Source organism: Pseudomonas rhizoryzae (assembly GCF_005250615.1).
Lineage (GTDB): Bacteria > Pseudomonadota > Gammaproteobacteria > Pseudomonadales > Pseudomonadaceae > Chryseomonas > Chryseomonas rhizoryzae.
Genome location: NZ_SULM01000018.1, coordinates 1 through 20,854 on the forward strand (window position 1 = coordinate 1; position 20,854 = coordinate 20,854).

Consider the following 20,854-nt stretch of genomic DNA (forward strand, 5'->3'; position numbering starts at 1 on the left):
TTCACGAGTTACTTGTGTTGCTGATAATCTTGCGACATCAGACTTATCTCACAAGCACCCACACGAATTGCTTGATTCAACTTGTTAAAGAGCAGTTGGTTGCGACCGTGTCGTCAACCGAGGCGCGCATTCTACGCTAGCCTCACATCTTGTCAAGCGTTGATTTGAACTTTTTCGTTTCAACTCAACCACTTGCACCGCCGTGACCAGATCAACCGATCGCGGCAGCGGGAGGCGAATCCTACAGCATCCTAAGACGCTGTCAACCCCTCCCCTTCACTTCGTCATCGCCCTGAGGCGTTGACCAAGCCGCGAGGACTCCGTGGACCCCTCGCCCGACTCAGACCTAAGTGCTTGATTTTCAAGCCCCTTCAGCGTCTGCGCCGGAAGTGGGGCGCATTATAGGGGAGTTTCGGAGGGCGTCAACAGGTTATTTCAAATTTATTGCTGACGGACGTTGATGCGGGCGAAAGCCTTCTTGCCGGCCTGGCATATATAGGTACGGCCGATCTCGAACTGGAAGCCGCGGTCGACCACTTCGCCATCTACCTTGACGCTGCCGGCAGCCAGCAGGTCGCGCGCCGCGGCAGCGTTCTTTACCAGGCCCGCTTTGTTGAGGACGGCAGCGACCGGCAATGCTGCATCGGTCTCCAGCTCCACTTCAGGCAGATCTTCGGGCAGTTCGCCATCCTTCATACGGTTGCCCGCGGAACGGTGGGCGTTCTGCGCCGCTTCCTCGCCATGGAAACGGGCGACGATCTCTTCGGCCAGCTTGATCTTGATATCGCGGGGGTTGGCGCCCTTCTCGACATCGCCCCGGAATTGAGCGATCTCCTCCAGGCTGCGGAAGCTGAGCAGCTCGAAGTAACGCCACATGAGGGTGTCGGGGATGGAGACCAGCTTGTTGTACATGACGCCCGGGGCTTCCTGGATGCCGACGTAGTTGCCCAGGGACTTAGACATCTTCTTCACGCCGTCCAGACCTTCGAGCAGCGGCATGGTGAGGATGCACTGGGCTTCCTGGCCATAGGCACGCTGCAGCTCACGCCCCATGAGCAGGTTGAATTTCTGGTCGGTACCGCCCAGCTCGACGTCGGCACGCAGGGCAACGGAGTCGTAACCCTGCACCAGGGGATAGAGGAACTCGTGGATGGCGATGGACTGGTTGCTCGCATAGCGCTTGCTGAAGTCGTCGCGCTCGAGCATACGGGCCACGGTGTATTGAGAAGAGAGGCGAATGAAGTCGGCCGGGGACAGCTGATCCATCCAGGTGGCATTGAAAGCCACTTCGGTACGCGCCGGATCGAGAATCTTGAAGACCTGAGCCTTATAAGTCTCGGCGTTTTCCAAGACCTGCTCGCGAGTCAGTGGAGGGCGGGTGGCGCTCTTGCCGCTGGGGTCGCCGATCATGCCGGTGAAGTCACCGATCAGGAAGATGACCTGGTGACCCAGCTCTTGGAACTGGCGCAGCTTGTTGATCAGGACGGTATGGCCGAGGTGCAGATCCGGGGCGGTCGGATCGAAGCCTGCCTTGATGCGCAACGGGGTGCCACGCTCCAGTTTTGTTACAAGCTCTGACTCGACGAGCAGCTCATCTGCTCCACGCTTGATGACCGCCAGCTGCTCCTGGACCGTTTTCATAGGGGCTCTGCCTCTGAATTTCGAAAGCGTGAACCTTATCAAGATGCCCCTAGCAGCCGCCAGCCGGCACGTCAGATCAAGGACCCAAAGGGTTGTGACAGCTAGATTTTGATTATATTTTAGGCAGTTATTCACTTCTTTTAACGTCAGATCATCACTTTAGCTAAATGACGAAGCCAATCGCCAACAGTCCGTTCTACCCCAAAAGCCACCTCGTGGCCGCCAGCGGGGTAGCCGCACTCTTGAGTCTGGCCTTGCTCGTGTTTCCCTCTCAGCAAGTCGAGGCGAAACGTACTTCCATCAACTTGGATGTTGAGCACGATGCCGCGCGCACCGTGCAAGGTCAGGACGATCTAAAGGAGCAAGTGCTCTCCGATACTCAAGCTGCGGATACCCAGACCACCTCCCCTTTCGCTCAGATTGCGCCGGATCAGCCGGCCGAACAGACCGCTGAAGAGACGCCCGCCACGGAAGAGGCCGAGACCGTCGCCGAGACGCCCGAGCCGCAATGGATCACCGAGACGGTACGCAAGGGCGATACGCTCTCGACGCTGTTCGAGCGCGCCGGCCTAGCCGCCGCCGTGGTCCATGAGGTGCTCGCCAGCAGCAAGGAAGCGAAGAAGCTGACCCGCCTGCGGGTGGGCCAGAAGATCGAATTCCAGCGCGAGCCATCCGGCGAGTTGCTGGCGGTGCGTACCAAGCTCACCGCGCTGCAGACGCTGTCGCTGGTCAAGTCGGACCAGGGTTACGAGGTCGAGCACAAGACCATTACCCCCGACATTCGCAAGGCTTATGCACAGGGACGCATCACTAGTTCGCTGTTCGCCTCGGCGCAGAAGGCTGGGCTGTCCCACGACATGACCATGGCCCTGGCCAACATCTTCGGCTACGACATCGACTTCGCGCTGGACATCCAGGAAGGCGACGAATTCGAGGTGGTGTACGAGGACAAGGTGGTCAACGGCAAGCACGTGGGCTACGGCAATATCCTGGCGGCGCGCTTCGTGAACAAGGGCAAGGCCTATACGGCCGTGCGCTACACCGCGAAGAACGGCACCACCAACTACTACACGGCGGAAGGCGGCAGCATGCGCAAGGCCTTCATCCGTACCCCGGTGGAGTTCTCGCGGATCAGCTCGCGCTTCACCATGGGCCGTTTCCATCCGGTGCTGAACAAGATGCGGGCGCACAAGGGGGTCGACTACGCCGCGCCCACCGGTACGCCGATCCATGCCACCGGCGATGGCAAGATCGCCAAGGCCGGCACGGAGAATGGTTATGGCAACGTGGTGATGATCCAGCATGGCAAGACCTATACCACGGTCTACGGCCATATGAGCCGGATCGCCAAGGGCATGCGGGCCGGTGTCGCGGTGAAGCAGGGCCAGGTGATCGGCTACGTGGGCATGACCGGCCTGGCAACCGGCCCGCACCTGCATTATGAATTCCGTATCAACGGTAACCATGTCGATCCACTGGGAGTGAAGCTGCCCATGGCCGATCCCATCGCCAAGAACGAGATCTCGCGCTTCCTGGCGCAGAGCCAGCCGCTCATGGCCCGCATGGACCAGGAGCGTGCTTCGCTCCTGGCGATGAACAAGCGCTAGGATGCAGCGCTACCTGGGGGTGATGTCCGGCACCAGCCTGGATGGGCTGGATATCGCGCTGATCGAACAGGATGAGCGGACCCGTTTCGTCGCGGCACTGGGCATACCCATGCCCGATTCGCTGCGCAGCGAGCTGCTGGCGCTATGCGCCCCAGGGGACAACGAGATCGAGCGCATCGCCCAGGCCGAGCAGGCCTGGGTGAAGCTTGCCGCCCTAGGCATTGCGGAATTGCTGGCTAAGGAGGGACTGACGCCAGCGGATATCCGCGCCGTGGGCAGTCACGGCCAGACCATCCGCCATCTGCCAGCGCAGGGTTATACGCTGCAGATCGGCGATGCCGCTCTGCTGGCCGAGTTGAGTGGTATCGACGTGGTGGCCGACTTCCGGCGCCGCGATCTGGCCGCTGGCGGCCAAGGCGCCCCCTTGGTACCGGCCTTCCATGCCGATCTCTTCGGCCAAGAGCGCCCGCGCGCGGTGCTCAATATCGGCGGTTTCAGCAATGTGACCCTGCTGGCGCCTAGCCTACCGGTGCGCGGCTTCGATTGCGGACCAGGCAATGTCTTGCTGGATGCCTGGATCCAGTACAGTCAGGGGCCCCATTTTGATGCGAACGGCGCCTGGGCGGCGCAAGGGCAGGTCGTGCCGGCGCTGCTGAAGCAGTTGTTGAGCGATCCGTTCTTCGGAAAGAGTGGCCCGAAGAGTACCGGGCGCGAACATTTCAATCTGCGCTGGTTGCAGCAGCAGCTAGCGCAGCTTCCCGCCCTGGCAGCGGTGGACGTCCAGGCCACCCTGGCCGAGTTGAGCGCGCGCAGCATCGCCGACAGCATCCGGACTGCCCAGGCGGTGGACGAGGTACTGGTCTGCGGTGGTGGGGCGCATAACCGCGATCTGATGGAGCGCCTGGCCAGGCACCTGGCACCGGCTCAGGTCGTCAGCACCGAGGTCTATCAGGTATCGCCGGACTGGATGGAAGCCATGGCCTTCGCCTGGCTGGCCCATAGATTCTGCGAGCGGCTGCCCGGCAACTGTCCCGAGGTCACCGGAGCCCGAGGGCTCCGGGTACTGGGTGCGCTCTATCCGCACTAGACGGAGCGCAGTGTCGGCTCAGATGGAGAAGGACTGACCGCAGCCACAGGTAGTGGCGGCGTTGGGGTTCTTGATGACGAAACGCGAGCCTTCCAGACCTTCCTGGTAATCCACCTCGGCACCGGCCAGGTATTGGAAGCTCATGGGATCGACGACCAGATGCACGCCGTCACGCTCGATGACGGTGTCGTCGTCGGCGGAATCCTCGTCGAAGGTGAAGCCGTACTGGAAGCCCGAGCAGCCGCCACCGGTGACGAAGACGCGCAGCTTCAGGCGGGGATTGCCCTCTTCCTCGATCAGGTTCTTCACCTTGGTCGCCGCGCCCAGGGTGAACTGCAGGGGGGTCGGGGTGAAGGTTTCAATGGTCATTGCCGTAGTCTCCCGGCTCGCGCCGAACACAATTCAATGGCGAAATTATCCGCTTGCCCCAGCAAAACGGTCAACTATTGAGCGACCGCGGGATACCAGCCGAGACGACTGGAGTGAATGACTTGCCAGCGGCGCCACTCTAATATCGCGCCGCCTGATGAAGCCAACTGACAAGGAGAATGCCCCGATGCTCTATCTTTGGTTCAAAGCCTTCCACCTGATCGCCATGGTGTGCTGGTTCGCCGGTCTGTTCTATCTGCCGCGGCTGTTCGTCTATCACGCCCAGAGCAGCGATACCGTGAGCCATGAGCGTTTCTGCCTGATGGAGCGCAAGCTGTACCGGGGCATCATGTTGCCGTCGATGATCCTGACGCTGGTGTTCGGCATCGGCATGCTGGTGATCAACCCGAGCTGGCTGACCCAGGGCTGGATGCACACCAAGCTGGCGCTGGTGGTGGTGTTGATCGGTTATCACCATGTCTGCGGCGCCATGCGCAAGAAGTTCGAGCGCGGCGAAAACCAGCGCAGCCATGTGTTCTATCGCTGGTTCAACGAGGTACCCGTGCTCATCCTCATCGCCGTCGTCATCCTGGCGGTGGTCAAACCCTACTAAAGCGGTCGAACGGCTCGCGCTTGGAGAAAGCAGTATGCAGCGTTATGCCCTGGTAACCGGTGCTTCGTGCGGGATCGGCCTGGCCTTGGCCGAGGCCCTGGCGCGACGTGGCCAGCCGCTGATCCTGCTGGCGCGGCGCAAGGACAAGCTGGAAAGCATCGCTGCCGAGCTGGCCCAGCGCTTCGACGTGGAGGTGCTCTATCGCGTCTGCGATCTGTCGGAGCCCTTGCACCTGACCGGCCTGTTGCATGAACTGGAACAGAGCGAGAGAGCCATCGGCCTGCTGGTCAACTGCGCCGGGATCGGCAGTGGTGGCGATTTTCTCGCCGCCGACTGGCCCCAGGTACAGGAGCAGTTGGAACTGAATATCTTGGCCCTCACCCGCCTGTGTCATGCCCTCGGCCAGCACATGGCGATCCAAGGGGGTGGCCAGATTCTCAACGTGGCCTCCACCGCCGCCTTCCAGCCCATTCCCTATATGAGCAGCTATGCCGCGACCAAGGCCTATGTGCTGCATTTCTCCGAGGGTCTGCGCGAAGAACTCAAGGGGCGCGGGGTGGCGGTGTCAGTACTCTGCCCCGGCCCGACCCGCACCGCTTTCTTCAAGAACGCTGGACTGCACGCTGGGCGCATGGAGCAAAGCAAGCTGCTGATGTCCGCCGAGGAGGTCGCGCTGGCGGCGGTCAAGGGGCTGGAGCGACGCCAGGCGGTGATCATTCCCGGCTGGCGCAATCGCCTGGGCAGCCTGTTGCCGCGCTTCTTCCCACGCGCCCTCACCCGCTCAGTGGCGGTGCGGATCGGCAAACTGTTCCAGCCGGCGTAACGGTCCTCCCACCACCGGCACCTGACCCCAGGAGTGGGCGCTGGTACACTCGGGGTCTATCCAGCCAGCAGGAGATCGACGTGGATTGTCTGTTCTGCAAGATCGTCGCCGGGGACATTCCGGCCAAGGTGCTCTACGAGGACGATCAGGTCATGGCCTTCCATGACATCGCCCCGCAGGCGCCCGTGCACTTTCTGGTCATCCCTAAGAAGCACATCGCGACCCTCCACGACCTCAGCGAGGCCGATGACAAGCAGCTCGCCGGGCACATCCTGTTCACCGCCCAGCGCCTGGCCCAGGAGCAGGGCTGCGAAGAAGGCTTCCGCGTGGCGATGAACTGCAACGCCCTGGGTGGCCAGACGGTCTATCACATCCATATGCATGTGCTGGGCAAGCGGCAGATGACCTGGCCACCGGGCTAGGTATCTCCGCCCTTTCATTGCCTGCCAAGGAGATCATCGTGAGATCCAAGCGTCTTTACTCCCCGCTCGATCGGCTGTTGATCCAGGCCGATACCGCCTTGCGTACCCTGACACCCTTCAGTGGCGCCCCGACCCGCAGCTCGCCGGCCATCCCGCTCAAGGAAGCCGAGCTGAGCGACGAGGAACGGCGCCATGCGGCGGGGCTCATGCGCATCAACCACACCGGTGAGGTCTGCGCCCAGGCGCTGTACCAGGGCCAAGCGCTGACCGCCAAGCTGCCGGAAGTCCGCGAGGAAATGGAGCGCGCGGCGGACGAAGAGATCGACCACCTGGCCTGGTGCGAGCAGCGCATCCGCGCCCTGGGTGAAAGACCCAGCCTGCTCAATCCGCTGTTCTATGGGTTGTCGTTCGGTATCGGCGCTGGTGCCGGCCTGATCAGTGATCGCCTGAGTCTGGGTTTCGTCGCCGCCACCGAGGATCAGGTGTGCCGTCACCTGGATGAGCACCTGGAAAAGCTGCCGCCGGCCGACGCCAAGTCTCGCGCGGTACTGGAGCAGATGCGCAGCGATGAGGAGCAGCACGCCGAACACGCCCTGGCAGCGGGTGGCTGGCGCTTCCCCACACCGGTCAAGTACGGCATGAGCCTGGTGGCCAAGGTGATGACCAAGACCACCTACCGCATCTGACCCTGGACCGCAGCCACGAAAAAGCCCTGCCTCGGCAGGGCTTTTTGTTATCCGCAGCTTCAGATGTCGAAGAAGACGGTTTCCTGGGGGCCTTGCAGGTAGATGTCGAAGCGATAGGCCAGGCGGCCGTCGATCTCGCAACGGCGCGCCAGCAAGGTGCCCCGGCGCTCCGGTTCCGGCAGGTTGTAGACCGGGCAGCGGGCGTTGGCTTCGGCTTCGTCGTCGAAGTAGATCCGCGTCTGCAGGTGGATGTTGATGCCGCGGGCGAACAGGGTGACGTTGATGTGCGGCGCCATGGGCTGGCCGCGCTGGTCGCTGACCTGGCCGGGTTTGACGGTGTGCAGCGTCCAGTCGCCGGCATCGAAGGTGGTGGCGGTACGGCCGAAACCGTTGAAGGCCTTCTCGACGTCGTAGACCGGATCGTATTTCCCTTCGTGATCGGCCTGCCAGAACTCCAGGAAGGAATCGCGCACCAGGTTACCGTTGCCGTCGAACACCTGGCCGGTGAGCAGGATGTGCTCGCCGGGAGCGCCGGGCTTGGCCAATTCGTTCCAGATTTCGACGTCGCGGGTGGGGTTGCCGGCCGCGGCCAGGGCCAGGCCGATGTGAACGTAGGGGCCGGCGGTCTGGGAAGGGGTTTCCGGCAGCAGGACTTGTTGGTTGGGCGTCATCTCGGCGTCCTCAATGGTGTTCGAAGAACGTCTGCCGCGCGCCGCGGGTGACGATGTCGAAACGATAGGCCAGGCAGTCCATGGGGTTGGCCATGCTCATGTCCAGGCGGGCGATGAGGGTCTGGACGGCGTCGGGATTGGCGATGGACTTGACGATGGGGCACAGCGGGATCAGCGGATCGCCTTCGAAGTACAGTTGGGTGATCAGCCGGGTGGCGATGGCCGGGCCCATGACCGAGACGTGGATGTGCGCCGGGCGCCAGTCGTTGCTGCCGTTGCGCCAGGGATAGGGACCCGGGCGAATGGTGCGGAAGACGTAGTTACCCTGGCTGTCGGTGCGGGTGCGGCCGACGCCACCGAAGTTGGGGTCGAGCGGCGCCAGGTAGACGTCGTTCTTGTGCCGGTAGCGGCCGCCGGCGTTGGCCTGCCAGATCTCCACCAGGGAATTGGGTACCGGCTTGCCGAACTGGTCGCGCAGGGTGCCGAACAGGATGATGCGCTCGCCCTGGGGCAGTTGGCCGGTGCCGAAATTGAGCAACAGGTCGTTGTCGTGCGGGCCCAGCGGCAGCCGCGAGAAGTCGGGACCGCTGCGTTCGGAGGCGGTCTGGTGCTGCAGGCTGACCAGCGCCTGGCGCGGCGAACGCGGAATCGAGGATTTGTAGGCGGGCGTATAGGCCTGGGGATGCCAGGTGCGATCACGGGCGACGTAGCGTACGTCGTGGGGCTTGTTATGCATTGGAATGCTCCACGGAAGGATCGGAGCCAGAAACTGGCTGCTCTCAGTGTGGCCCAGACCGCCGCCTGGCTGAATTGAAAGCTACGCGAGGAGCCATAACCTATTGGTTATGGCTGAGCTCGCCGGCGACTTCGCGCAGGACGGCGCAGAAGCGCTCGGTGGCCAGGGACAGAGGCACGCTGCCATTGCGGCAGATACCCACCGAACCGCCCGCCTCGCGTACCCCGAGCCTGACCTCGACCAACTCGCCCGTCGCCAGGTCGCGGCGGACCGCATCCAGCGGCGCGATCCAGAGGGCGTCGCTCTGGCGCACGTACTGGCGGCTGAGGGTGGGCGAGAGGGTTTCCAGCCGCTGGGCACTGAGCGGGATGCCACATTGCACGAAGAGGCTTTCAGCGTGACGGCGAATGGTGGTGCCGGGCAGCGGCAACACCAGGGGATAGCGCGCCAGGGTCGCCAGGTCCGCCGGCAGGCTCTGGCTCAACGGATGGCCGGGACGGACCACCAGGGTCAGGGCCTCGGTATAGAGGTGCTCGAAGTCCAGCCCATGGATGTCGGGGCTGTCGGTCATGCGGCCGACCACCAGATCCAGGTCGCCGACGCGCAACTGGCCAAGCAGATAGGCGCTGGGACCGGTGGCGACGTTGACGATGAGCTGGCGATGGCGTTCGTGCAGGCGCGCCAGCACCTCGGGCAGCACCTGGCTTTCCACCGTCGACAGGACGCCGACCCGTACCAGACCGCCGGCCTCGCCACCGCGTACCAGTTGCATACCCTCGCGCAGGGCTTGGACGCAGGGGCCGGCGTGGCGCAGGAACAGCAGACCCGCCTCGGTCAGGGTCACCTCGCCCTTGCCCCGCTCGAACAGGCGCACCTCGAGGATTTCTTCGAGTTCGCGAATGGTCTTGGAAATGGCCGGCTGGGACACGGCAATGGCATCGGCTGCCTTGGCGAAGCTGCGCTGCTGCGCGATTTCCAGAAAGCACAGCAGATGCCGGAACTTGATACGGTTGTCGAGATTCATGGTGCCCTCAAGGCAAGGCTCGGACCAGAGACTACCACCCGGCGGTCAGCCAAAACCCGTGCAGTCAGCAAGGGCATCCTTTGCTACAGTGCCGCCTCGCCCCCTGGAATGCCCCCATGTCCATTCGTGCCCAGCAGAAGCTGCAAACGCGCCAGGCGCTGCTGGAATCGGCACGCCTGCTGATGAACAGCGGTCGCGGCTTCGGCAGTCTCAGCCTGCGCGAGGTGAGTCGCCAGGCGGGGATCGTACCGGCGGGCTTCTATCGCCACTTCGCCGACATGGAAGCCTTCGGCCTGGCGCTGGTGGCGGAGGTGGGCGATACCTTTCGCGATGCCCTGCGCCAGGTCCGGCACCACGAGTTGCAGCAGCGCGGCATGATCGAAGCCTCGGTGGAGATCTTTCTCGGCGCCGTGGGCGATAACCGCGATCAGTTCCTCTTTCTCGCCCGCGAGCAATATGGCGGCTCCCTGGCCGTGCGCCAGGCCATCGCCGACCTGCGCCAGCGCATCACCCAGGACCTGGCCCGCGACCTGCTCACCCTGGGTCGGTTGCCGCAGCTGAGCTCGGCGCAGATCGACATCCTGGCCGATCTGGTGGTCAAGACAGTGTTCGCCACCCTGCCAGAGCTCATCGATCCGCCACCCGCCGCTACGCCACCCCACCTATGGCCGGCAGCGAAGATGGTGCAGCAGCTCAAGCTCATTCTGATCGGCAGCAAGCACTGGCGGCGTACATCAGGCGAAGAAGCACCAAAAGAGAGCATTGATCGTTTGGCAAACGCCATGGCGCACCAAATAAGCGCAACCTGAGCGACTGGTCAGCTTTGCTTGGCCTGGCAGCCGGGGAATCGGCCGATTTGGCAGGCCCCTTGCTGTAATGCTCGGCTATAACTGCCAAGAGTTCTGCCATGCTGGTCATCCATCACCGTTGTGCGGCCCGTGACACCTGGGACGCCGAACTCCATCTCACCTTCGATGCCCGCAGCAAGAGCCGCCTGAGAGCGACGAGCAGCACCGGCGAAGACGTCGGCCTGTTCCTCGAACGCGGGCAACCGCCGCTGGCCGATGGCGACTTTCTCGAAGCCCGTGATGGCCGCATCGTGCGTATCGTCGCCCGGCCGGAAAAATTGTTGCACGTGACCTGTGCCAGCGCCTTCGAGCTGACGCGCGCCGCCTACCACCTGGGCAACCGTCACGTCGCCCTGCAGATCGGTGATGGCTGGTTGCGGCTGCTGGACGACTATGTGCTCAAGGCCATGCTGGAACAGCTGGGCGCCCAGGTCAGCGAGATCGAGGCCGGCTTCCAGCCCGAGCACGGCGCCTACGGCGGCGGCCATCACCACTCGCACCACGGCGAGGAAGGCTTCAACTACGCGCCCAAACTGCACCACTTCGGCGTCCGCACGTGAGTCCGCCCTTCGCCCTGCTACGCCTGGCCAGCCCCCAGTTGCCCATTGGCGGCTACAGCTATTCCCAGGGGCTGGAGCTGGCCATCGACAGCGGCCTGATCCGCACCGCGGCGGAGGCCGAGGCCTGGCTGCGCGACAACCTCGAACTCAATCTGGCGCGCTTCGAGGCGCCGTTGCTGCTGGCCCATTGCGAGGCCGCCGCCGCGGGCGACTGGCCGCGCCTGAGCGAACTGGCTGACCGCCACCGCGCCAGTCGCGAGACCGCGGAATTCCAGCTGGAAAGTCGCCAGACCGGCTATTCCCTGGCGCAATTGCTGCTCGGCCTACCGGAACTGGACGACGAGAGTCGCACCTTGCTGGCCGAGCTGACCCCGACCTTCGCCCTGGGCTGGGCGCTGGCGGCCCGTGCCTGGGATATAGCCCCGCGCGCCGCGCTGGACGCCTGGCTCTGGACCTGGCTGGAAAATCAGTTGGCGGTGCTGATGAAAACCCTGCCGCTGGGCCAGCAAGCCGCCCAGCGCCTCACCACCACCCTGCTGCCGACCCTGGCTGCCACCGCCGAGCACGCCGCCGGCCTGCCCGAAGCGGCCTGGGGCGGTGCCCCCTTCGGCCTCGCCCTCACCAGCATGGCCCACGAGCGGCAATACAGCCGCCTGTTCCGTTCCTAGGAGACCCTTGATGACTACCCAACCCCTGCGCGTCGGTATCGGCGGTCCGGTCGGCTCCGGCAAGACCGCCCTCACCCTGGCCCTCTGCCGTGCCCTGCGCGAGCGCTACAACCTGGCGGTGGTGACCAACGACATCTACACCCGCGAAGACGCCGACTTCCTGGTGCGCAACGAGGCCCTGGCGCCCGAGCGCATCCTCGGCGTGGAGACCGGCGGCTGCCCGCACACCGCCATCCGCGAAGACGCCTCCATCAACCTGGAGGCGGTGGACCAGCTCAATCGCCGCTTCCCTGGTCTGGATCTGATCCTGGTGGAATCCGGTGGCGACAACCTGTCGGCCACCTTCAGCCCGGAGCTGTCCGACCTGACCCTCTACGTCATCGACGTCTCGGCGGGCGACAAGCTGCCGCGCAAGGGTGGTCCGGGTATCTGCAAGTCGGATCTGCTGGTGATCAACAAGGTCGACCTGGCCGACATGGTCGGTGCCTCGCTGGAGGTGATGGATCGCGATACCCGCAAGATGCGCGGCGACAAGCCCTTCGTCTTCAGCAATCAGAAGACCGGCAAGGGCCTGGACGAGATCATCGCCTTCATCGAAAAGCAGGGTCTGCTGACCGCTGCCTAGGAACCTGCTCACGACCTCGCGAGCTAGAGACAAACAAGGCGAAAAGGCCTGAGGAAGCGGAGTTTACAAGTGGTAAATGAGCATTCCGAAGGACTTTTCAACGCCGTTTGGCCGACGCGCAGCAGGTCATGAGCAGGTTCTGAGTCCAGGATTTCATCACTTAAGGAGCCCCCATGAAACACGCCAAGATCCTCGCCACCGCCGCCCTGCTGCTCGCTCCGGCGCTGGCCTTCGCCCACCCCGGTCATGCCGAGAACGGCCTGGCCGCCGGGGTGCTGCACCCCCTGACCGGTCTCGATCACCTGCTGGCCATGGTGGCCGTGGGTCTCTGGGCCGCCCAGCAGCAGGGCAAGGCGCGTCTGGCGCTGCCCTGCGCCTTCGTCGGCACCATGCTGCTCGGCGGCCTGCTGGGCTTCACCGGGCTGGAGCTGCCCTTCCTGGAGACCGGCATCGCCGCCTCGGTACTGGCCCTGGGGCTGCTGGTGGCCCTGGCTGCCCGTCCGCCAGTCGCCGCCGCCGTTGGCCTGACCGCCGCCTTTGCCCTGTTCCATGGCGTGGCCCACGGTCTGGAGTTGCCGGAGATGGGTAATCCCTGGGCCTATGCCGCGGGTTTCGTCGCTGCCACCGCCACCCTGCATGCCCTGGGCTATGCCGTGGTGCGCTACCTGCCGCAGGCCGCCACGCCGCTGGTGCGCCTGGCCGGTGTCGCCACCGCCGTGGCAGGTGGTTGGCTGCTCGCGGCCTGACGGCTCAAGCAATCCCCAGTTGCTGGCGCAGCCGCGCCAGCAACCCTTCCTCGGCCATGGGCTGCACCTGGGCGGTATAGCCGCCGAAGCTGGCGAAGCGGCTGGCGAAATCCACGTCCAGCACGAAGCGGCTGTCGAACTGCGATGAGGCCAGGGGCGCCAGCACCTCGGCCGAGTAGGTGTCGCGCGGATCGCTGCCCAGGCGTACCGGCAGGTCGCCGCTCTGCTGGCGATAGGCGACCCAGGGCGAATAGGTGAAGGCTTCCAGCCGCCCCCGCGCCAGGTCCAGCTCCAGCAGCCGCAGCAGGCCGTTGCCGCCGGCGTATTCGGTCTGATAATTGATCAGCAAGAGATCCACCGGATGGCCGAAGTCGTTGGCCATTCGCAGGTGGGCGCTGCCGTGGTTGTGCCCATTGAGGGTGAGGAAGATCTGGTCGTTACGGCGAATCAGCCGATTCCACAGCCGCACGCCGGTGTCGTTGCGCCGGCTGGAGAGCACCGCCTGGCCATTCACCAGATCGACGATGTTGTGCGAGGCGAGAATGGTCGGCAGGTGCGGATAACGGTCCAGCACCCCCTGAGCCCAGTCCAGGGTCTGATCCGAAGGACTCCAGTCGAGGGTCAGCAGCAGAAAGTCCTGGCCGAGCGCCGAGAAGCGATGCACGGCATTGAGCCCGGTGACGTCGCGTTCGACGAAGCTACTCTGCCGCTCGGCCCGTTCGGGGCCGAAGTACTGGGTGAAGAGTTCTCGGCCATCGCGCAACCGGTCCTGGGTATAGAGCGCGATGACGTCGTGATCGCCGGTCATCACGCTATAGGGCACCCCGGCCCGCTCCAGTCGCGCCATGGCCCGGCTGGCCAGCTTCCATTCGCCGTGCTGCTCGGCGTTTTCCACCAGATCGCCCAGGTGTACCACGAAGGGGATGTTCAGCGCCGCGGCATTGTGCGCGAGCCAATGGGTCTGGGCATGGAAGGCCAGGGCCGGTGGATAACCCAGCCCCGGATAGCGCTCGATGCGCTTGCCGGTGCGGGTCATCTCGAAGTTGTTCTCGCTGTAGTACTGGGTGTCTGGCAAGACGCCGAGTACGAAGCTGCTGGTCGAAGGCAGCGGCGTCACCGGCTTGAACGAATGGGCATCGAACCACTGGCCCCGGTGCTCCGCCAGGCCATAGCCCAGGGTCGGCTTGCAGGCGGCCAGCAGCGGCAGACCGGCCAGGGCCAGGCACAGCCGACGACGATGGAAATCGGGCGAATCGGTCATGACGCGTGCCTCAGGGCAGGTAGTAGGCCTGCCAGCGGTTGTCGTTGAAACGCCCTTCGAGCAGCGGCGGGCGCCCGGCCAACGGAGTGCCCGCCAGGGCCGCTTGGCTGTCGGCATCCAGCAGCACATAGGCGGGTCGGGGGATGTGCTCGAGCTGCCCGGGCTGACCGACGTCGATGAAGGTCGGCATGGGCACGTCGTAGTCGAGATTCATCAGGTAGCGGAAGGCCTTGGTGTCCTGGCCCAGACCGAAGAACACCAGTTGCCCGGGCTGCCCCTGGCGCAAGCTCTCCAGGCGGGTGACGAAGGCGCGGGTGTCGTAGCGCAGCGCCTGCATGGGGTCCAGCGCCAGCACCACCAGCAGCCACTGCGCCAGGGCCGCCGCGGCCAGGGGCATGCCCACCCGGAAGGTACCCCGCCCGCGCCAGACCGCCAGCAAGGCGAGCAGCGCGAGAACGCCGAAGGCCCCCAGCAACAGGCGCAGATCCAGCGGCGGCCACCAGCCGGCCGCCTGGAGCTTCGGTTGCTGCAGCTTGACCAGTACCCCGAGAATCACGGGGAAGAGCACCAGCAACGGCAGGAACAGGCGACGCACCCAAGCCAGGGCGCCCTGCCCCTGCAGCAGCACCCAGGCGCCGAGGGCGGCGCAGGCCGGGATCGCCGGGAGGATGTAATAGGGCTTCTTGAAGGTGGGGATGGACAGGGCCACGACGATCAGCACGGCGAAACCGGCCAGTTGGATCAGCAGCCGACTTTCCACCTGCTGCTGGCGCAATCGCCAGTGGCGCCTCAGCGTCGGCAGGGCGAGCAGCGCCAGGGGGAAGGCCGGGGCGTAGCGATAGAGGCCCAGTTGCAGGAAGTACCACCAGGGATAGCCGGCGCCGTCGGTGTCGTCCAACCGCCCGGAGACCTGCATGCGGATCACGTCCTCGACGAAGGTCATGCCGCCCGTACGCCAGGCCAGGCCGAACAGCACGGCGCAACACAGGGTCAGCAGCAGGGCCCCGACCAGGCCGTAGCCGAAGGTCCGCCGCCAATCGCCCTGCAACAGCCAGTAGACGCAGACCACCCCGCACGGCTCGATCAACCCCAACGGTCCGCGCACGGCGAAGCCCGCCGCCATGCAGAGAAAGACCAGCGCCCGTCGCCGCGGCAGACCGCGCTGGTCGGCGCTCCACAGCAGATAGAAGCAGCCCAGGGCGGCCAGGGTGACAAACTGGTCAAGACAGATGGAGCGGGCCTTGGCGAGAAAGCCGTTGGTGAGCAGCAGCATCAATACCGCCAGCAGCGCCCAACGTCGCGAGTGGCTGGCCAGCAAGCGATAGAGCAGGCCGACGATGGCCGCCGAGGCCAGGGCCGTGGGGATCACCGTGGCCAGGCGATTGACCTCGCCGAACAATTTGGCAAAGACGTCGATCAGCAGGGTCGAGGTCGCCGGATAATCCGGATAGGGCTGGCCGTAGCTGGTCGGGAAGGCGCTGGCGCCATGGCGGAACATTTCCTGGGCGAACAGCGCGAAGCGACCATCGAAGCCAATGAAGGGCTGCTCCCACAGACCCAGGGTGAACAGCGGGACCGCCAGCAGGAACAGCGCCAGACTTTCGAGGCGCAGACGCGCCGGACTTGGGATGGACGACACGCGGCAGGACTCCGGCAGGCTGGGGGACGGGCACAGGCCCGGTGCCACTATCGCCGACCAACCTTAGGAATCGCTGAAACCAGGCTGACGACAAGCTGACAAAGCCGCGTTCCAGAGCGGCTCGCCACGTGGCCGGCCGTCACTATGCGGATGAATTAAAAAATTTTCATGACGGCCGCATCCAAAGCATCCGCTGACGGGTAGAGACAGCACAGTCCAACCGACTGTGCCCCTTCTCAATCCGGAGCAAGCCGCATGAACAATACCTATAGCCGTTGCAGCATCCTGGCCCTGACCGCCTGCCTGAGCACACCACTGCTGGCCCAAGGCGAGTTGCCCGAGGCCGTCCGCGTCCCTGCCGGCAACCGCCTGATGCTGGAAACCGTGGGCAAGGGCACCATCGTCTACGAATGCCGCGACAAGAAGGACATGCCCGGCCAGACCGAATGGTTCTTCGTCGGTCCCAAGGCCGAACTCCATGATCGCCAGGGCAAGTTGGTCGGCAGCTACTACGGACCGCCCGCGACCTGGGAAGCCAGCGACGGCTCCAAAGTGGTCGGCAAGCAACTGGCCATCGCTCCCGCCGGTACCGGCAACCTGCCCTATCAACTGGTGGAGGCCGCGCCCGCCGAAGGCAAGGGCGCCTTCCAGGGCACCACCTATATCCAGCGCACCGCGCTCAAGGGTGGCGTCGCCCCGGCCAAGGCCTGCACCACCGCCAACAAAGGTGAGCGGGAGACGGTGACCTACCAGGCCGACTACCTGTTCTGGAAGAAGGGCTGAGTCCCAGGGGACAGTCGCGAACGGATCGGCTAGGCTCGGTTGATCCGGTCGCCACCCTGGCGTCCCCAGCCTGGCGCGACCTCGTGACTGACCGCTCCTATGATCCTGCCGCGTTGCTCGCCGCCTGTGCCCGGGGCGAGCGCGCCGCCTTGCAGCGGCTCTACCAGGTCGAAGCGCCGCTGTTGTTGGGTATCGTCCTACGCCTGGTACGGGATCGCGGCCTGGCCGAGGACATCCTTCACGATGCCTTTCTGCGCATCTGGCGTGGCGCCGCCGGTTTCGCCCCGGAGCGCGGTTCGGCGCGCGGCTGGATGTGCAGCGTGGCGCGCAACCTGGCCCTCAACGTGCTGCGTGATCGTCAGCGCCTGGTGCCCCTGGCGGACGAGTGGGAGCCCCTGGCCGAACACGCCGATCCACTGCGACAGGCCGAGGGCAGTCGCCTGGAGGGCTGCCTGCAGAATCTGGAGGCGCCGCGCCGGGACGCCATCCTGGCCGCCTACCTGGACGGCTGTTCCCATGGCGAGATCGCCCAGCGCCTGCAGGCGCCACTGGGCACGGTGAAGAGCTGGATCACCCGCGGCCTCAAGGCGCTGAGGGAGTGCATGACATGAACACCGACGGCACCCTGCCCACAGACGACGAAACCGAACGTCTGGCCGGCGAATATGTACTCGGCACCCTGGAAGCGGCTGAACGCCGTCAGGTGGAACGCCGGCTGCTGACCGATGCCTCGCTGCGCGCCGCGATGGCGCGTTGGGAGGCGCGTCTGCAGCCGCTGGCCGAGCGGGTCACGCCGGTCGAACCGAGTGCAAATCTATGGCCGCGTATCGAGCGCAGTCTGGGTGAAGCCGACGCCAAGGCCACCATCCGGCGCGAGTCGCTGTGGCAACGCCTGGCGCTCTGGCAGGGCCTTAGTGCGGCAGGGCTGGCCGCCAGCCTGGTGCTCGCGGTGCTCTTGCTGATGCGTCCGGTACCCACGCCAAGCTACCTGGTGGTGCTGGCGGCACCCAGCGATCGGACGCCCGGCTGGGTGATCCAGACCGCCAGTGCCCATGACCTGCAGCTGATTCCCCTGGGGCGCGACGCCGTGCCGAGCGGCAAGACGCTACAGTTTTGGACCAAGGCCGATGCCTGGCAGGGTCCGGTGTCGCTGGGTCTGGTCCAGCCGGGGCGTACCCTGCAGGTACCCCTGGACCGGCTGCCGCCGCTGGAAGCCAACCAGCTGTTCGAACTCACCCTGGAAGACCAGGGCGGCTCGCCCACCGGCAGGCCCACCGGGCCGATCCAGTTCATCGGCCGGGCGGTCAAGGTGCTCTAGCTCTTGCGGTGGATATTGAAGTTGCTGAACGCCTGGCAGGTCGCCATCAGCTGGATGCGGTTGATGTTGACGTGCTTGGGCTGGTTCAACGCCCAGTGGATGGATTCGGCGATGTCGTCCGGGGTCAGGGGTTCGGTACCGGCATAGACGGCGTCGGCCTTGGCCTTGTCGCCGCCGAAGCGCACCACCGAGAACTCGCTTTCCGACAGCCCCGGTTCAATGTTGGTCACCCGCACCCCGGTACCCAGCAGGTCGGATCTCAGGCTCAGGCTGAACTGCTTGAGGAAGGCCTTGGTGGCGCCGTAGACGTGGCTGCCCGGATAGGGATAGTCGCCAGCCACCGAGCCCAGGTTGACGATGCCGGCGCCGGCGCCATGGGCGATCAGCCGCGGCAGCAGCAGGCGGGTGCAATAGAGCATGCCCTTGATGTTGGTATCGACCATGGTGTCCCAGTCATCCAGATCGCAACTCTGCGCGGGGGTGTTACCCAGTGCCAGGCCGGCGTTGTTGACCAGGGCGCGCAGCTGGTTGAATTCCTCCGGCAGGCCGGCGACCGCCGCTTCCACGGCAGCGCGATCCTGCACATCCAGCACCAGCGGCAGCACCTTGGCCTGGCCGGACAATTCTTCGGCCAGAGCGTGCAGGCGATCCTCGCGGCGGCCGGTGATGACGATCGACCAGCCGTCCTTGGCGAAGCGGCGAGCGGTGGCGGCGCCGAAGCCGGAGGTGGCGCCGGTGATGAAGATCGAAGACATGAAAGATTCCTTCTGCGAGGGAGTTTGGCCGAGCCCCACGATAGCTCAGGGGCATTCGTCAGGCGAATACTCAGATCGCCGGGAATCCAGCGGATCAGTTATAACGCCTTGGTATTGCAGGGTTTCCGCGCACTGGCCAAATTTTGAACAGTTTTCGCCAGACCAGGCGCCCTGGGCCTCACGTCCGGCTATGCCGAGCTTATCCACAGGACGATCCACGGGATTCCTGTACAGAACTCGGACCTGGCTTCAGGTGGATAAGTCCGCCGCCGTGAGCCAGGCAGGCGGTTCGGCCGGCGCCAGTCCGGTGCAGGCTGCCTCGACACAGGCGGCCAGACCGGCGAAGCGCAGGTCGCGGCCCGTTAGGCCCGGTCCATAGTGGGCGAATTTGCCCGAGTTGGTCAGGAGCGTACGGGCAGCGGGCGGCACCAGCGGCTCACCGAGCATGCACCAGCAGGTGTCGCCCACTAGCTCGGCACCGAAGGCCTGCAGTTCGGCCAGGGCGCCGCTCCGCTCGGCGGCGGCGCGTACCTCACGCCCGAGGGTGATCACCAGGGCCACCTGGGGATGCTTGCGCTGGCCACGGCACAGCTCAGCCAGCCGCTGGCATTCCTCGGCGGAGAAATGCGGATTGCCCAGGGCCACCAGTTGCACCTCTCGGGCAGCGGCGCTGTCCAGCTCGGCCCAGGCCTGGCGCAGGTCGGCCAGGCGGATATCTTCGATCTCCAACTCCGGCGCGGCCACCGCCGCCAGGGTTGGCGCCTCGGGCGTCACCCCGACCAGATGGAACAGCGGCGCCGCCGAGGTGGTGGCGAAGGCGGCGCCGAAGGCCTTGAGGTCGTCGCGACTGGGCTGGCTGTTTTCCAGCCCCAGCACCGCCGGAATACGAGTGGGCGAACGCAGGCCGATCCAGTAGCCGAGCAGCGGATAGAGGGCGTCGTCATGACCTTCGGGTACGGTGACCCGGAAGACCTTGGCCGCCTGCCTGCCGCTGTCCAGGTGGCAGCCGGCCAGCGGCGCCCGCCCGGTCAGGGCGGTGCAGATGTCGAGGAAATCGGCGTACTTCTGGGTGCGCGCGCCCAGCACGCTGTTGGCGAAGACCACGGCATTGGATTCGGCCCAGACCACCTGCTCGCCCAGCGCCGGGGCGCTGTCCAGCAGATAGGGGGCACAGGTGAAGGTAGGCCGGCAGCCCAGGGCTACATAGGCCTCGGCCAGGGCGCTGGCCGGCTCGCCCAGCGCAGGATCGACGCCCTGCTCGCGCCAACGGCGCTGGTCCACCGAGACGGCGTTGAGACTGGTGGGCACCCGTACCTTACCGCCCCACTCCACCAGTCGCTGGGCGAAGGCCAGACTGGCCGGACCGGTGTAGATGCAGCCGTCGATATGGGCCTGGGTGATGTCGAGCAACTCAGCCGCGCCCTGCAGATGCGCCATGCGTACCAGGATGCGCATGGCCGCCTGGACGGCGCGACCTTGGGCACCGTCAAGCATGGCCTGGTCGGTCGCGCTCAGCTGGAGTTCGGCGATTTCATGCTGATCGGTCGCAGGAAATAGGCTTCCCGGCGCGCCGATCCAGCCGTCGCTGACCGCGATCTCATCGTGCTCGGCCAGCGCCGCGAAGGCCTCCGCCCCCAGACTGATCACTGGCAAGGACCGACCGAAGAGTTCTTCGGCCACGATGGCGCCCAGGCTGAGGATTTCGTCGGGTTCGGCCAGCAACAGCGCCGCCGGACCACGCCCGGCGAGCAATAGCTCCAGCAGCACGGCGCTGCCGGTGCAGGAGCCGCGTCCGCTGGGAATGGCCAGGACGCGCCCAGCCAGCTCCAGGCCCTGCAACGGGTGGTGGTGATCGATTACCTGGCCACTGGCCGGATCGACGCCACCCCAGAAACTAAGCCCGATGGGCGCCCAGGCCAGTCGACCTTGGGCCCGGCCCGCGACCAGCGTGCGCCCGCGGATCGGGTCCATC

At 65.2% G+C, this 20,854-nt stretch carries 23 protein-coding genes; 14 read left to right on the forward strand and 9 right to left on the reverse strand.

Going from position 1 to position 20,854, the window contains the following annotated elements; genetic code table 11:
* Positions 1-441: 441 nt before the first annotated feature.
* Positions 442-1,641: a tyrosine--tRNA ligase gene (gene tyrS, locus FAZ11_RS22460; protein WP_058766946.1), complete on the reverse strand. Its 1,200-nt coding sequence runs from the start codon at positions 1,639-1,641 to the stop codon at positions 442-444.
* 167 nt (positions 1,642-1,808) lie between these two features.
* Between tyrS and FAZ11_RS22465 the strand changes: the two genes are divergently transcribed.
* Both FAZ11_RS22465 and FAZ11_RS22470 read left to right on the forward strand, forming a co-directional pair.
* A complete protein-coding gene (locus FAZ11_RS22465) occupies positions 1,809-3,248 on the forward strand; it encodes an OapA family protein (protein ID WP_058766945.1) in 1,440 nt (479 codons plus the stop codon).
* 1 nt (position 3,249) lies between these two features.
* Positions 3,250-4,335, forward strand: coding sequence for an anhydro-N-acetylmuramic acid kinase (locus tag FAZ11_RS22470; protein ID WP_058766944.1), 1,086 nt, complete (start codon positions 3,250-3,252; stop codon positions 4,333-4,335).
* 18 nt (positions 4,336-4,353) lie between these two features.
* Here the strand turns inward: FAZ11_RS22470 and erpA are convergent, their stop codons facing one another.
* Positions 4,354-4,704 (reverse strand): iron-sulfur cluster insertion protein ErpA, encoded by a 351-nt coding sequence (erpA, locus tag FAZ11_RS22475; RefSeq protein ID WP_058766943.1) that lies wholly within the window; start codon positions 4,702-4,704, stop codon positions 4,354-4,356.
* A 187-nt stretch (positions 4,705-4,891) separates the two neighbouring features.
* Between erpA and hemJ the strand changes: the two genes are divergently transcribed.
* The 4 genes from hemJ (at position 4,892) to coq7 (ending at position 7,248) form a co-directional block, all read left to right on the forward strand.
* Positions 4,892-5,317 carry a protoporphyrinogen oxidase HemJ gene (hemJ, locus tag FAZ11_RS22480; RefSeq protein WP_058764254.1) on the forward strand — a complete coding sequence of 142 codons (426 nt, stop codon included), beginning with the start codon at positions 4,892-4,894 and terminating at the stop codon, positions 5,315-5,317.
* A 34-nt stretch (positions 5,318-5,351) separates the two neighbouring features.
* Positions 5,352-6,140 carry an SDR family NAD(P)-dependent oxidoreductase gene (locus tag FAZ11_RS22485; RefSeq protein WP_058766942.1) on the forward strand — a complete coding sequence of 263 codons (789 nt, stop codon included), beginning with the start codon at positions 5,352-5,354 and terminating at the stop codon, positions 6,138-6,140.
* A gap of 80 nt (positions 6,141-6,220) precedes the next feature.
* On the forward strand, positions 6,221-6,562 hold the full coding sequence (locus tag FAZ11_RS22490) for a histidine triad nucleotide-binding protein (protein ID WP_017642985.1): 342 nt from the start codon (positions 6,221-6,223) through the stop codon (positions 6,560-6,562).
* A gap of 38 nt (positions 6,563-6,600) precedes the next feature.
* On the forward strand, positions 6,601-7,248 hold the full coding sequence (gene coq7 / locus FAZ11_RS22495; RefSeq protein WP_058764258.1) for a 2-polyprenyl-3-methyl-6-methoxy-1,4-benzoquinone monooxygenase: 648 nt from the start codon (positions 6,601-6,603) through the stop codon (positions 7,246-7,248).
* A gap of 59 nt (positions 7,249-7,307) precedes the next feature.
* On the opposite strand, the gene pcaG is transcribed toward coq7, so the two are convergent.
* The 3 genes from pcaG to pcaQ all read right to left on the reverse strand — a co-directional run bounded on the left by pcaG (position 7,308) and on the right by pcaQ (position 9,679).
* Positions 7,308-7,919 (reverse strand): protocatechuate 3,4-dioxygenase subunit alpha, encoded by a 612-nt coding sequence (pcaG, locus tag FAZ11_RS22500; protein ID WP_058764260.1) that lies wholly within the window; start codon positions 7,917-7,919, stop codon positions 7,308-7,310.
* Between the two features lie 10 nt (positions 7,920-7,929).
* Positions 7,930-8,655, reverse strand: a complete 726-nt coding sequence (pcaH, locus tag FAZ11_RS22505) for a protocatechuate 3,4-dioxygenase subunit beta (RefSeq protein WP_058764262.1) — start codon at positions 8,653-8,655, stop codon at positions 7,930-7,932.
* Between the two features lie 100 nt (positions 8,656-8,755).
* The gene (gene pcaQ, locus FAZ11_RS22510) at positions 8,756-9,679 is read right to left on the reverse strand and encodes a pca operon transcription factor PcaQ (protein WP_058766941.1); all 924 of its coding nucleotides are present in this window, start codon (positions 9,677-9,679) and stop codon (positions 8,756-8,758) included.
* 116 nt (positions 9,680-9,795) lie between these two features.
* On the opposite strand from pcaQ, the gene FAZ11_RS22515 reads away from it, so the two are divergent.
* The 5 genes from FAZ11_RS22515 (at position 9,796) to FAZ11_RS22535 (ending at position 13,126) form a co-directional block, all read left to right on the forward strand.
* Positions 9,796-10,488 (forward strand): TetR family transcriptional regulator, encoded by a 693-nt coding sequence (locus tag FAZ11_RS22515; RefSeq protein ID WP_058764266.1) that lies wholly within the window; start codon positions 9,796-9,798, stop codon positions 10,486-10,488.
* Positions 10,489-10,586: 98 nt separating this feature from the next.
* On the forward strand, positions 10,587-11,087 hold the full coding sequence (gene ureE / locus FAZ11_RS22520; RefSeq protein ID WP_058764268.1) for an urease accessory protein UreE: 501 nt from the start codon (positions 10,587-10,589) through the stop codon (positions 11,085-11,087).
* Complete coding sequence (locus FAZ11_RS22525) at positions 11,084-11,755, forward strand: urease accessory protein UreF (protein ID WP_058764270.1); 672 nt, start codon at positions 11,084-11,086, stop codon at positions 11,753-11,755. Before ureE ends, FAZ11_RS22525 begins: the two co-directional genes overlap by 4 nt.
* Positions 11,756-11,765: 10 nt before the next feature.
* The gene (gene ureG / locus FAZ11_RS22530) at positions 11,766-12,380 is read left to right on the forward strand and encodes an urease accessory protein UreG (RefSeq protein WP_058764273.1); all 615 of its coding nucleotides are present in this window, start codon (positions 11,766-11,768) and stop codon (positions 12,378-12,380) included.
* A gap of 173 nt (positions 12,381-12,553) precedes the next feature.
* Complete coding sequence (locus FAZ11_RS22535) at positions 12,554-13,126, forward strand: HupE/UreJ family protein (protein ID WP_058773792.1); 573 nt, start codon at positions 12,554-12,556, stop codon at positions 13,124-13,126.
* A gap of 4 nt (positions 13,127-13,130) precedes the next feature.
* Here FAZ11_RS22535 and FAZ11_RS22540 read toward each other — a convergent pair whose 3' ends face one another.
* Positions 13,131-14,387: a metallophosphoesterase family protein gene (locus FAZ11_RS22540; RefSeq protein WP_058773791.1), complete on the reverse strand. Its 1,257-nt coding sequence runs from the start codon at positions 14,385-14,387 to the stop codon at positions 13,131-13,133.
* Between the two features lie 10 nt (positions 14,388-14,397).
* Positions 14,398-16,026 (reverse strand): ArnT family glycosyltransferase, encoded by a 1,629-nt coding sequence (locus FAZ11_RS22545; RefSeq protein ID WP_058773790.1) that lies wholly within the window; start codon positions 16,024-16,026, stop codon positions 14,398-14,400.
* 255 nt (positions 16,027-16,281) lie between these two features.
* Here FAZ11_RS22545 and FAZ11_RS22550 point away from each other — a divergent pair, with 255 nt between their 5' ends.
* From FAZ11_RS22550 to FAZ11_RS22560, 3 genes are all read left to right on the forward strand, one after another.
* Positions 16,282-16,809: a DUF3455 domain-containing protein gene (locus FAZ11_RS22550; RefSeq protein ID WP_058773789.1), complete on the forward strand. Its 528-nt coding sequence runs from the start codon at positions 16,282-16,284 to the stop codon at positions 16,807-16,809.
* 83 nt (positions 16,810-16,892) lie between these two features.
* Positions 16,893-17,420, forward strand: a complete 528-nt coding sequence (locus FAZ11_RS22555; protein WP_058764284.1) for a sigma-70 family RNA polymerase sigma factor — start codon at positions 16,893-16,895, stop codon at positions 17,418-17,420.
* The gene (locus tag FAZ11_RS22560; protein ID WP_058773788.1) at positions 17,417-18,127 is read left to right on the forward strand and encodes an anti-sigma factor; all 711 of its coding nucleotides are present in this window, start codon (positions 17,417-17,419) and stop codon (positions 18,125-18,127) included. Before FAZ11_RS22555 ends, FAZ11_RS22560 begins: the two co-directional genes overlap by 4 nt.
* Here the strand turns inward: FAZ11_RS22560 and FAZ11_RS22565 are convergent.
* Both FAZ11_RS22565 and lhpI read right to left on the reverse strand, forming a co-directional pair.
* Positions 18,124-18,882, reverse strand: coding sequence for an SDR family oxidoreductase (locus FAZ11_RS22565; protein ID WP_058764287.1), 759 nt, complete (start codon positions 18,880-18,882; stop codon positions 18,124-18,126). The genes FAZ11_RS22560 and FAZ11_RS22565 overlap by 4 nt on opposite strands.
* Positions 18,883-19,131: 249 nt before the next feature.
* Positions 19,132-20,853, reverse strand: coding sequence for a cis-3-hydroxy-L-proline dehydratase (gene lhpI, locus FAZ11_RS22570; protein WP_058773787.1), 1,722 nt, complete (start codon positions 20,851-20,853; stop codon positions 19,132-19,134).
* Position 20,854 lies beyond the last annotated feature (1 nt).